Origin of the sequence: Zoogloea sp. (genome assembly GCF_041911615.1) — a bacterium.
Lineage (GTDB): Bacteria > Pseudomonadota > Gammaproteobacteria > Burkholderiales > Rhodocyclaceae > Zoogloea.
This window is the reverse complement of the sequence record NZ_JAYROR010000069.1, coordinates 25,127-36,884: the sequence shown is the minus strand read 5'-3', so window position 1 is coordinate 36,884 and position 11,758 is coordinate 25,127. Positions and strand designations below refer to the sequence as shown.

Below are 11,758 nucleotides of genomic sequence, written 5' to 3'. Positions count from 1 at the left end.
GGACACTGGACGCCGAGGCTCGCCAGGCGCTGCGCCAGAGCCAGGCGCAGCCGCTGCTGGAAGACTTGAAGGCCTGGCTGCTGGTCTGCCGGGGACAGATCCCCAACGGGTCATCCAGCGCCAAAGCAATCGACTACACCCTCAAACGCTGGGCCGCGCTGACCCATTACCTGACAGATGGCCGCGTGCCCATCGACAACAACTGGATCGAGAACCAGATCCGGCCGATTGCCATCGGCCGCAAGAACTGGCTCTTTGCCGGCTCGCTGCGCGCCGGCAAGCGGGCCGCGGCGATCATGAGCCTGATCCAGTCGGCACGCCTGAATGGGCATGAGCCGTTCGCCTATCTGAAGGACGTCCTCACCCGTCTGCCGACGCAGCAGCAGAGTCGGATCGGGGAGTTGCTGCCGCATCGGTGGAGGCCGGATTCAGCCTGAGGCTCGGTCAAGAGGGGATTGCCGGGTGCTTACAACTGAAAACCAATTCGATCCAAAAGACTGCGCCAAGATGGCAGCCCCGCAGATAACGCGGCCCAAACAAAAAAAGACCGCCGAAGCGGTCTTTTTTTCAAGGAAAAACCACTTCGGGAGGAAGTGGCTCAACCTGGATCAAACTCAAGCGGCAGCGACGCCCATCGCCTTGATGGCGGCAGACAGACGGCTCTTGTGACGAGCGGCCTTGTTCTTGTGGATGATCTTCTTGTCAGCGATGCTGTCGATCGTGCGCTGGGAAGCGACGAAAACTTGCTGAGCAGCCTGCTTGTCACCGCCGCCGATCGCCTTGCGGACGGCCTTGATGGCGGTGCGCAGACGCGAACGCAGGCTCATGTTGAGGGCGCGGGCCTTGACAGCTTGACGGGCGCGCTTACGGGCTTGTGCCGAGTTGGCCATCTTTTAGTAATCCTGAAAGAAATGCAGTAAAGCCATGGATTTTATGGGAAACCCATACCTCTTGACAAGCATTTTCTAAGCTTTGTTGAGATCTTCTGCAAAAAAAGGCCCCGCCATCAGACGGGGCCCTCGATACGACAATCAAACGCTCAGATGCGTTCGAACACCGTCGCGATGCCTTGACCGCCGCCGATGCACATCGTGACCAGCGCGTAGCGGCCGCCGGTACGCTGCAGTTCATACAGCGCCTTGGTAGCGATAAACGCGCCGGAACAGCCGACCGGGTGGCCCAGCGCAATCGCGCCGCCGTTCGGGTTGGTCTTGGCCGGGTCCAGACCGAGCACCTTCATGACGGTCAGCGCCTGGGCTGCAAAGGCTTCGTTGGACTCGATGACATCCATCTGATCCAGCGTCAGGCCAGCCTTCTTGAGCGCCAGCTTGGTCGCCGGGATCGGGCCCTCGCCCATGACGTCGTTCGGAACACCGGCAACGGCGTAAGACACCAGGCGCGCCATCGGCTTGTAACCGGCATTCACGGCGGTGTTGCCATCGGCCAGCACGAAGAATGCCGCGCCATCGTTGATGCCGGAAGCGTTACCGGCGGTGACGGTGCCGTCCTTCTTGAAGGCCGGCTTCATCTTGGCCAGCGATTCCATCGTGGTGCCACGCTTCAGATGCTCGTCGGTGTCGAAGACCACGTCGCCTTTGCGGGTTTGCTTGACGATCGGGACGATCTGCGACTTGAAGTGACCGGCATCAATTGCGGCAGCGGCACGACGCTGGGATTCGACAGCAAAGGCGTCCTGCTCTTCGCGGCTGATGTTGTGCTTGACAGCCAGATTCTCGGCAGTGATGCCCATGTGGCCGACGCCAAACGGGTCGGTCAGCACGGCAACCATCGAGTCGATGGCCTTGGTGTCGCCCATCCGCGCCCCGGAGCGCAGCGCCGGCAGCATGTAGGCAGCCTTCGACATGACTTCAACGCCGCCGCCGATACCGTAATCGGCATCGCCAAGCAGGATGTTCTGGGCGGTGGTCACGATGCCCTGCAGGCCGGAAGCACACAGGCGGGAGACCTGCATCGCCACGGAATCCATCGACAGGCCAGCCTGAATGGAGGCAACACGCGAAGCGTAGGCGTAACGGGAGTCGGTCGGCATGGTGGTGCCGACAGTGACGTAGTTGATCAATTGGGGATCGACGGTCGACCGGGCAACAGCCTCCTTCATCACGATGCCAGCGAGTTCGCTGGTATCGAAATCGGCAAGGGCGCCGCCAAAGGCACCGATCGCGGAACGGACTGCGCTCAAAACCACAACTTCACGATTAGCCATATTTATTCCTCCACTCGATAACTACGGAAATTACCAACCCATCTTTGCCACGCCGAGCAGTGCCAACACCAGAAACACCAGCACCAGCGTTCTCCAGACCAAGCCGATAGTACTTTGCATGAAATCGGCGTCGGCTTCGTCGCCGATTCCCATTTCAGGCCGCTCAACAACTTCACCCGATTCGTAGATCGGCATGCCGAGACGCACGCCCAAGGCGCCGCCGCCGCTCGCAACCAGTATACCGGAAGCCTTGTCTTTCCATTGGCTGGCCTGGGCACGCCAGCAATACACGCCGTCCTCGAAATCGCCAACGATCGAAAAGGCAGCCGCGGTCAGTCTAACCGGAACCCAGTCGAGCACCGCAAACGCCTTCTGCGCAAAAGCACCGAAATCGCCGAAGTCGAGATCCCCGCTACGCCGCCCCCACGCTTCGTCAAAGAAACGGGCCAGCCGATACAGCAGTGCACCGCTCGGGCCAGGCATCAGCACGAACCAGAAGATCACCCCGAACACATTGCGATGCGCCGCCACGAGCGCCTCTTCGATCGCCAGGCGAGCGACTTCGCTGGAACTCGATTCGGCGTGGCTGCGGCCCCGCCACTCGCCGATCAGTTGCCGGGCGCGGGCGAGCTCGCCCATCCGCAGCGCAAGTTGAATGTCGGTGAAGAAATGGCTCACCTGACGGAAGCCCATCGTGAGATACAGGACGACGACGTTGAACGCCATCGCCAGGGCGAAATGGATGTTCCAGAGCAGAAAGTAGATCAGGGCCGAGACGAAGCACACCGTGATGACCGCCACCCACCACGCCACTGCGCCATGGCGGGCCTCGCCGTCGTTGAAGCGGTCCTCGAGGAAGCGGGCAAACGTCTGCAGGGGCGTCTGGACGAAACGCGCAACGGATAGCGGGCGAAGTTGCTCGATGAGCAGCGCGACGATCAGCGAAAACAGGGTCATGCGGCGGGGGGCTTTCGATCAGCCCTCATGGTTCGTCAAGCCTATTGGGGAGGCGCCCAAGATACCATCAAACCGACGCAACACAAATGCCGTTCGCTCATTGCGAAACGAATCGATGAAGACTCACGATCATGCCGGCAGTCGCGCCCCAGATGAAATAGTCACCGTACGGCATCGCGTAGTACTCGCGGCGCTTGCCGCGAATCACCGCCGCGTGGCGCTGGTGATTCGCCGTATCGAGGAGGAACGAGAGCGGGACCTCGAAGGCCTCGGCCACTTCGAACGTGTCGAGCTTCAACTTGAAAGGCGGCGAGACCAGCCCCACCACGGGCGTGATTTCGAAGCCCGTGCCGGTTCGATACTCGGGCAGACACCCCAGCAACTCGACCTGGTTGCGGTGCAGCCCGATCTCCTCCTCAGTTTCCCGCAGGGCGGTGTCGAGCGGCGAGGCATCCTGCGTCTCGACGCGTCCACCTGGAAAACTGACCTGCCCAGGGTGATGATGAAGGTGGTCCGTTCGACGCGTGAGCAGGACCGAAGGCTCGGGCGCTCGCAGCACGATGGGGACCAGCACCGCGGCGGGACGCAGCGGCCCGGCCGGTATGCCGTCTTCGACGGGCGAATCGCCGGCACGCCCCGACGCGAAGCAGCGTCGGAGCCAGTCCGCCGTGTATTCAAGGGGCGCGGTAGGCTTCATGATCGATTGCTCAAAAACGCTGACGCAGCTGCAGCGCCGTTCCGTCGCGGCGCATCTCCATGCGATTCAAAAAACTTGCACCGAGCAGGACGGCAGGCAGTTCGCTACTGTGCACCACGCCGTCCACATTGTTGAGGGTGATGCCCCCTACCTTGACGGAATTGAGCGCAAGCCGCCAACCCTGCGTGAGGCCATTGGCCGTGTGAATTTTGATCGGTTCGCCCTTGGTGATGTCAAGGCCGGCGCGCTGGGCGTCGCTACGACCGAGCGCCACGAGGGTGGCGCCGGTATCGACGAGGAAATGAACGGGCGCCCCGTTGATCGAACCGTCGGTATGAAACATGCCGCGCCTGTCCGCCTCAATGGTGACGGTTGCCGCCCCCCTCCCCTGCGCGCCCTGAACACTGACCGGATGCTGCCCGACAACGACGCGCTGACGCAGCCCGTCGATCTCGACCGTCGCGCTATCGCCATCCACCGACAGAACGCGGACGCCCTCGCGGATCGTGGTGCCGACGCCAACGGCCCGCGGCGCGCCGCCATTGACGATCAGGAGCGCCTTGCCGGGAAAGACGCCTGCCAGCGCCACATCGGTCGCGCAGGCAGGGCCGCTCAGCACGGCAGCCAGCAATGCAGCCGCCCCAGCCGAACGACGAGGACGAAAGGTGAGCGATACTTTTGCCATGAACGGGAACACGGATGATTGACCATGGCATTCTGCCATAGACCGCCACGCCTCCCGGCGCGAGCCCGGGATGTCGGCACCACTAACAAAAAACCAGCTCGAAAGCTGGTCTTTTGAGAACACGCCGCAGGGCATCCGATCAGGCAAAGGTATCGATGGTGCGCCCAACAGTGGCCGACGGATCGGGCGCTCGAACCGGCTGAGGCAGCCCTGCAAGCATCTGCGCTGCGGCAGCCTGCTGTTGATCGAGCGCTTTTTTCAGCATCAGAATCGAAACGGCATCCTGAGATTGGACCTGCGAAGTCGAAGCGGTGGAAGCGATGTTCATGCCGAGGTATCAGTCGCGGAAGTTGCCATACTGCAAAGGATAGTCGGCGACTTCCTTGCGGACCAGGGCAATACATTCTTGCAGGAGATCCCGCTTGGCGCCGCTCACGCGCACCGCTTCCCCCTGGATGCTTGCCTGGACCTTCAGCTTGCTGTCCTTGATCAGCTTGACGATCTTCTTGGACTGCTCCTGCTCGATCCCGACGCGGACCGTGAGTTCCTGCTTGACCTTGTTGCCGCCGACCTTCTGCACGTCGCCGTGCTTGAGACAGCGCACATCGATCTTCTTGGCGGTCATCTCGGGCAGCAGGATGGCCAGCATCTGTTCGAGCTGGAAATCGTTGTCGCCATGCAAGGTGAGCAGCTTTTCGGACTGCTCGACGCGGGCGTCGCTGCCCTTGAAGTCGTAGCGGCCGGTGATCTTGCGATTGGCACCCTCGACGGCATTCCGCAAGGCAACCATGTCGACTTCCGAGGTGATGTCGAAGGACGGCATGACGCGCTCCGCTCAGCCGAAGTAGCAGACGTAGTGGTACGGCTCGCCAGTCACTTCGATGTCGAAGCTGGAATTGCCCGGCACGTTGAAGCTTTCGCCCGCGGCGGAACTCTTCCATTCGGTCTCGCCCTTCAGGCGATAGCGACAGGCGCCGGCCACGGTTTCCATCACTTCGGGTGCGCCGGTGTTGAAGGTCAGGCTGGCCGGCATGATGACGCCGATGGTCTTCTTGCTGCCGTCGGCGAACAGGACGGTGTGGCTGACGCACTTGCCGTCGAAGTAGACATTGGCTTGCTTGACGACGGAAACGCCGTCGAATTGGGCGGTTTGGGTCATGGATGAACTCTGCAGAAAATTATTCGATTCCAAGCAGCCGCTGGATGATGCCCTTGGCCATGAAGCCGATGAAGCCGACCCCAAGCCCGACGAACATCCAGAGCGCGCCATACTTGCCTGCCTTGGATTCCCAGGCGAGCTGGCCGATGATGAAGATCATGTAGGCGATCAGGCCGCCGACGCAGACCTTGAGGGAGATGTCCTCAAACTCCGCGACGGTCAGCCCGAACATGAATATGGCATTGGGATCCATGCCGACTTATCAGCCCCGCTTGTTCTTCGCGTTGGCCGCAATGCGCATGCGCAGCGCGTTGAGACGGATGAAACCATGAGCGTCCTTCTGGTTGTAGGCGCCCTGGTCGTCTTCGAAGGTGGCGATGGTCGGATCGAACAGCGAGTCGGTCTTGGAATCACGCGCCACGACGATCACGTTGCCCTTGTAGAGCTTGACGCGCACCCAGCCATTAACGGTCTGCTGGGTCTGGTCGATCAGGGCCTGCAAGGCGAGGCGCTCGGGCGACCACCAGTAGCCGGTGTAGATCATGCTGGCGTAGCGCGGCATGAGGTCGTCCTTGAGGTGGGCGACTTCGCGGTCAAGGGTAATCGACTCGATGGCGCGGTGGGCACGCAGCAGGATGGTGCCACCCGGGGTTTCGTAACAGCCGCGGGACTTCATCCCGACGTAGCGGTTCTCGACCAGATCCAGACGGCCGATGCCATGCTTGCCGCCCAGCGCGTTAAGCTTGGCGAGCAGCTCGTGGGCCTTCATACGGGTGCCGTTGATGGCGACCAGATCGCCCTTCTCGAACTCGAGATCGACGTACTCGGCGGCGTCGGGCGCCGCTTCCGGGGAAACCGTCCAGCGCCACATGGACTCTTCGGCCTCGGCGGACGGGTCTTCCAGGTGACGGCCTTCGAAGGAGATGTGCAGCAGGTTGGCGTCCATCGAGTAGGGCGAGCCACCCTGCTTGTGCTTCATCTCGATGGGAATGCCGTTCTTTTCAGCGTAGGCCAGCAGCTTCTCACGGGACAGCAGATCCCACTCGCGCCACGGGGCGATGACCTTCACGCCGGGCATGAGCGCGTAGTAGCCGAGTTCGAAGCGAACCTGGTCGTTACCCTTGCCGGTGGCGCCGTGGGAGACGGCGTCGGCGCCCGTCAGGCGGGCAATCTCGATCTGACGCTTGGCGATCAGCGGACGGGCGATGGAGGTGCCGAGCAGGTACTCGCCTTCATAGACGGTGTTGCAGCGGAACATCGGAAAGACGAAGTCGCGGACAAACTCCTCGCGCAGGTCGTCGATGAAGATGTTTTCCGGCTTGATACCGAACTTCAGCGCCTTGGCGCGCGCCGGCTCGAGTTCTTCGCCCTGGCCGAGGTCGGCGGTGAAGGTGACCACTTCGCACTGATAGGTGTCCTGCAGCCACTTGAGGATCACCGAGGTATCCAGCCCGCCCGAGTAGGCAAGCACCACTTTCTTAACGTCGCTCATGTCCCGCTTTCTGCTAATGAGTAGATGAGTCTTGAATCAATCGTTTCACGCTACCGGTTCAGTCGTTGTCGACCTTGCCGATCATCAGGAATTCCATCAGCGCCTTCTGGGCGTGCAGGCGGTTTTCCGCTTCGTCCCAGACCACCGACTGCGGCCCGTCGATCACGTCGGCGGTGACTTCCTCGCCCCGGTGCGCCGGCAGGCAATGCATGAAGAGGGCGTCGGGGGCCGCCACCTGCATCATGTCGGCGTCGACCCGCCAGTCGGCGAAGTCGCGCATCCGCTCGTCGTTTTCGGCCTCGAAGCCCATGCTGGTCCACACGTCGGTGGTCACCAGGTCGGCGCCGCGGCAGGCGTCCATCGGATCGGCAAAGCGCACGAAGTGATCCGAATCCTTGACGCCGGCAAGTTCGGGGCAGAACTCGTAGCCCGGCGGCGTCGAGACATGAACCTTGAAGTCCAGCAACTCGGCGGCCTGCAGCCAGGTGTTGCACATGTTGTTGCCATCACCGACCCACGCCACCGTCTTGCCCTGGATGGAGCCGCGGTGTTCGATGTAGGTGAAGATGTCTGCCAGGATCTGGCAGGGATGGAACTCGTTGGTGAGTCCGTTGATGACCGGCACCCGGGAATATTCGGCGAAGCGCTCGATGATCGACTGCTCGAAGGTGCGGATCATCACGATGTCGCTCATGCGCGAGATCACCTGCGCGGCATCCTCGACCGGCTCGCCGCGACCGAGCTGGGAGTCGCGGGTATTGAGGTAGATGGCCGAGCCGCCGAGCTGCTGCATCCCCGCCTCGAAGGACAGGCGCGTGCGCGTGCTGGCCTTTTCGAAGATCATCACCAGGGTCCGGTCGAACAACGGGTGATGGGGTTCGTAGCGCTTGAACTTGTCCTTGATCCAGCGGGTGCGGGCAAAGAGGTAGTCGTATTCGGCGCGGGTGAAATCTTTGAACTGTAGGTAGTGTCTCGGTGCGTTCATGGCACTCGTTCTTGATTATCGTGCCGTCAGGCAAAATATCGCGTCTGGATTTTGTGATCCGGCATCCAAACCCGAAAGTCCAGTCGACAAAAAGGCGAAACGGCAGCCTACGCTGCCGTTTGATTGTCTGATATCAGACCTATCATCCTAATTCAAAACCATGTTTTTGTATAGTCACCTCACGGAGACTCACCAAACAGGAGCGCCCTAACGCCTCCACGGGCTCCAGGCGACACGACGGTGGATGCGCCGAAGCAGGCAACCAGCCCGAAAACGCGCGCAAATTCACAAAAGTGGTTACGTGACCGTGCCAACATCATGATCATTTGCTACCCTTCGCCCGCCTTGAATGCCGGGGTGGCACGGGACACGCCATATCGCGGACATCACACGAACAGCGATGCCGCCACAGAGTTTCGTCGAGCAACAACTTTGCCCGCGCCACCGAGCCCCGACGGGGCTACCCTAGGCCGACCTTTTTCAACACGCCGCATGCATCACCGCCGGCGTCACACCGAGAGCGCAGCACATCCATGATTCGCGGCTTTATCGATTTCGACACCCTCGACCGGACCCAGAACGTCGATCGGCTGACCCCGAGCGGCGACATCACCCTGCCCGGCCTGCAACTGCAGTTTGGCGGCGACGACGTTCGCGCATTCGGCATCGGCCAGCAACTGCTCCTGCTCCAGGGCCAGCCGCGCTTTCATGACGCAGCCCTCGCCGGCCGCATCGAGCGCGACGGCTGGGGTATCGCGCTTGCGGCGCTGCTCGAAGCGCCGGACGCCTTCCTGCGCGGCCTGCGCGGCCGCTTCGCGCTGCTGTGGCTCGATCTCGGCAAGGGCCGGATCGGCCTCGCCTCCGACCGCTTCAACACTTTCGGCTTCTGCTACGCCAGCGAAGGCCGCCGCCTGAGCTTTGCCGACAAGGCCAACGAGGTACCCGCCCTGCGCCGCGAAATCTCGGCCCAGAGCGTTTTCGATTACCTGTATTTCCACGCCATCCCTGCCCCCGGCACGATCTTCGAGAACATCTTCCGCCTCGAACCCGGCGCTCGCCTGGTGGCCGACAGCGCGCAGCCCCAGCTCGCCGCCTGGTGGCAGCCACGCTTCGAAGAGCCGACCGACGCCGACTTCGCCCGCAGCGCCGACACCTTCAAGTCGCTCATCAAGACCGCCGTCGAACGCGAACTCGACGGTCGTCCGGTCGGCGCCTTCCTGTCCGGCGGCACCGACAGCTCTACCGTCGTCGGCATGTTGGCCCGCAGCGGCAACCCGGTAACCGCCTATTCCATCGGTTTCGAAGCCGAAGGCTACGACGAGATGGAGTTCGCCAAGATCGCCGCCAAGCATTTCGGCGTCAATCACCGGCCGTACTACATCACCTCCGACGATCTCGTCACCCACATTCCGGGCGTTGCGGCATCCTACGACCAGCCGTTCGGCAACTCGTCGGTCCTGCCCGCCTACCTCTGCGCCAAGCTCGCCCACGACGACGGCCACCGCAAAATGTTCGCCGGCGATGGTGGCGACGAACTGTTCGGGGGCAACACGCGCTACGCCAAGCAGCGTGTCTTCGGCTACTACGAAAAAGTGCCCGGCCTCATCAAGGGCGCGCTCCTCGAGCCCGTCATCATGCAGACCCCACTGGGCAAACTGCCGCTGATGCGCAAGGCCGCCAGTTACATCGAGCAGGCCAACACCCCGCTGCCCGAGCGCACCGCCCAGTACAACCTGATCTACCGTCTGGGCATGGACAACGTCTTCCCGCGGGATTTCCTCAGCGCGGTCGATCCGGATGCGCCGGTCAAGCTGCAGCGGCGCGTCTGGCAGAACACCACCGCCCACGCGCTGGTGAACAAGATGCTGAGCTTCGACTGGCGCTTCACGCTCGCCGACAACGATCTGCCGAAAGTCATCGGCAGTACGCGGCTGGCCGGGGTCGACGCGATCTTCCCGATGCTCGACGACGACCTGCTCGACTTCTCGCTGCAACTACCCCCCGAATACAAGCTCAAGGGCCTGCAACTGCGCTGGTTCTTCAAAGAAGCGCTGCGCGACTTCCTGCCCCAGGAGATCATCACCAAGAAGAAGCAAGGCTTCGGCCTGCCTTATGGCCACTGGGTGCTCAAGCACAAAGGGCTCGAAGCCCTGGCGCGCGAGTCGCTGGACATCCTGGTGCAGCGCAACATCCTGCGCAAGGATTTCGTCAGCGAACTTTTTACCACGCACCTTCCGGCCTTCCCCGGCTACTACGGCGAAATGGTGTGGATTTCGATGATGCTCGGCCAGTGGCTCGACAAGCACGCGCCGACGACACGCTGAGGCACCCTTGAAGCATCGCTGACATCCCGCCCGACTCCGGTCGGGCAGTCGCAACAAAGCGCGAGCAGCCGAATCCGGCGGCTCGCGTTTTCGTTTCAGGAGCGCGTCAGGCGCTCTGCTTGCGGCGCATGGCCAGTTCGGCCAGCGCTTCGGCCAGGGCCGCCTCCGCGCGCTGGGCGCGCACGGTCTCGGCGAGCCGCACCTCTTCCACCGCCCGCGCCCGTGCTTCGGCGGCGGCTACGGCGGACTCCTTGCCGTGAGCCGCTTCGCTTGCCGTCTTGAGCTGGGCCTGCAGGCGCTCGATACGCCCCTCCGCCGCCGCCAGGGAAGTCTCGATCTGGCGTGTCTTCGACACCGCCTCGCGGAGCGCCGCCTTGGCCTCCTCGGTCTGCTCCCGCTGACGGGTCTCGCGCTCTTCGCGGTTGGCGATCTGCTGACGCATCGACATGATTTCCGACAGCTTCTCCTGGCGCGCCGTTTCGATCTGCTTCATCAGCAGCTCACGCTCCTGGGCGCTGCGATCCTGTTCGTCCTTGAGGGAAGCGTTGTAGCGATCACGATCGGTCTGCAGCAGACGGGTCATGCGCTCCGACTCGGCGGCGAATTTCTGCTCGCGACTCTCCGCGGCATCCTCGAGCAGCTTGATCCGGTTTTCGAGTCCTTCCCGCTGACGCAGGAACTCCAGGGCCTGATTGCGCAGATCGGCAATCGTGCTGTCGCGGCTCTGCAGCCCCTGCTGGAGCGACTCGATCTGCCGGGCGGCAGCCGTCGCGTCGGTTTCAAGCTGGTGAACGCGATCTTCGGCATTCTGCAGACGCGTGCGGAAAGCCTCGCGCTCCTGCTCAAGCTCCTGACGCTGCGCGGCAAGCAGCTGATCGGCCTGCTGGAGCGACAGAGACCACACCTTGCCCATGAAGGTGTCGGCCGCCGAAACCAGCTCGTCGGGCATGCCGGGAATGCTGCGCTGGCGGAAAAAGGCCGCGCCTGTCTCCCGTCTCCACTGGTCGATGTAGCGCTGGACGATTTCGCTCGACCCCTTGTTGCCGAGCTCGGCATACACGAGGTTGAAAGACGGATTCTCTCCCTGGGAGAGCAACTGAAAGCAGATCTGTTCGACCGCCTCAAAAGAAACGCTGCTGCTGCGCGCCATGGTTCGTCCCTCTGAAAAACAACTGCAAAAAAGTGCAACAGAGCGACATTACCATACGTATACGCCCGGAAAACGTCGCATTCAT

General features: G+C 62.3%; 14 protein-coding genes. 2 read left to right on the top strand and 12 right to left on the bottom strand.

Going from position 1 to position 11,758, the window contains the following annotated elements; translation table 11 throughout:
• Positions 1–437, top strand: a 437-nt coding sequence (locus ACE3P2_RS08060; protein WP_374263172.1) for a transposase, incomplete at its 5' end; no start/stop codon positions are given.
• A 177-nt stretch (positions 438–614) separates the two neighbouring features.
• Here the strand turns inward: ACE3P2_RS08060 and rpsT are convergent.
• From rpsT to argF, 11 genes are all read right to left on the bottom strand, one after another.
• On the bottom strand, positions 615–890 hold the full coding sequence (gene rpsT / locus ACE3P2_RS08055) for a 30S ribosomal protein S20 (RefSeq protein ID WP_374263169.1): 276 nt from the start codon (positions 888–890) through the stop codon (positions 615–617).
• Between the two features lie 149 nt (positions 891–1,039).
• Positions 1,040–2,224 carry an acetyl-CoA C-acyltransferase family protein gene (locus tag ACE3P2_RS08050; protein ID WP_374263166.1) on the bottom strand — a complete coding sequence of 395 codons (1,185 nt, stop codon included), beginning with the start codon at positions 2,222–2,224 and terminating at the stop codon, positions 1,040–1,042.
• Positions 2,225–2,254: 30 nt separating this feature from the next.
• Positions 2,255–3,181: a CobD/CbiB family protein gene (locus tag ACE3P2_RS08045; protein ID WP_374263164.1), complete on the bottom strand. Its 927-nt coding sequence runs from the start codon at positions 3,179–3,181 to the stop codon at positions 2,255–2,257.
• 97 nt (positions 3,182–3,278) lie between these two features.
• Positions 3,279–3,878, bottom strand: a complete 600-nt coding sequence (locus ACE3P2_RS08040; protein ID WP_374263161.1) for a CoA pyrophosphatase — start codon at positions 3,876–3,878, stop codon at positions 3,279–3,281.
• Between the two features lie 10 nt (positions 3,879–3,888).
• The gene (locus ACE3P2_RS08035; protein WP_374263157.1) at positions 3,889–4,563 is read right to left on the bottom strand and encodes a TIGR02281 family clan AA aspartic protease; all 675 of its coding nucleotides are present in this window, start codon (positions 4,561–4,563) and stop codon (positions 3,889–3,891) included.
• A 139-nt stretch (positions 4,564–4,702) separates the two neighbouring features.
• Positions 4,703–4,891, bottom strand: coding sequence for a putative motility protein (locus tag ACE3P2_RS08030; RefSeq protein WP_374263154.1), 189 nt, complete (start codon positions 4,889–4,891; stop codon positions 4,703–4,705).
• A 9-nt stretch (positions 4,892–4,900) separates the two neighbouring features.
• Entirely contained in the window at positions 4,901–5,386 is a 486-nt protein-coding gene (locus ACE3P2_RS08025; protein ID WP_374263151.1) for a YajQ family cyclic di-GMP-binding protein, read from the bottom strand.
• Positions 5,387–5,398: 12 nt separating this feature from the next.
• Positions 5,399–5,722 (bottom strand): pyrimidine/purine nucleoside phosphorylase, encoded by a 324-nt coding sequence (locus ACE3P2_RS08020; RefSeq protein WP_374263149.1) that lies wholly within the window; start codon positions 5,720–5,722, stop codon positions 5,399–5,401.
• A gap of 19 nt (positions 5,723–5,741) precedes the next feature.
• A complete protein-coding gene (locus ACE3P2_RS08015) occupies positions 5,742–5,975 on the bottom strand; it encodes a DUF2788 domain-containing protein (protein ID WP_374263146.1) in 234 nt (77 codons plus the stop codon).
• 9 nt (positions 5,976–5,984) lie between these two features.
• Positions 5,985–7,214: an argininosuccinate synthase gene (locus ACE3P2_RS08010; RefSeq protein WP_374263143.1), complete on the bottom strand. Its 1,230-nt coding sequence runs from the start codon at positions 7,212–7,214 to the stop codon at positions 5,985–5,987.
• A 58-nt stretch (positions 7,215–7,272) separates the two neighbouring features.
• A complete protein-coding gene (gene argF / locus ACE3P2_RS08005; RefSeq protein WP_374263140.1) occupies positions 7,273–8,199 on the bottom strand; it encodes an ornithine carbamoyltransferase in 927 nt (308 codons plus the stop codon).
• A gap of 533 nt (positions 8,200–8,732) precedes the next feature.
• Between argF and ACE3P2_RS08000 the strand changes: the two genes are divergently transcribed.
• Positions 8,733–10,523, top strand: coding sequence for an asparagine synthetase B (locus ACE3P2_RS08000; RefSeq protein ID WP_374263137.1), 1,791 nt, complete (start codon positions 8,733–8,735; stop codon positions 10,521–10,523).
• A gap of 106 nt (positions 10,524–10,629) precedes the next feature.
• On the opposite strand, the gene ACE3P2_RS07995 is transcribed toward ACE3P2_RS08000, so the two are convergent.
• The gene (locus ACE3P2_RS07995; RefSeq protein ID WP_374263134.1) at positions 10,630–11,673 is read right to left on the bottom strand and encodes a DNA-binding protein; all 1,044 of its coding nucleotides are present in this window, start codon (positions 11,671–11,673) and stop codon (positions 10,630–10,632) included.
• Positions 11,674–11,758: the final 85 nt, after the last annotated feature.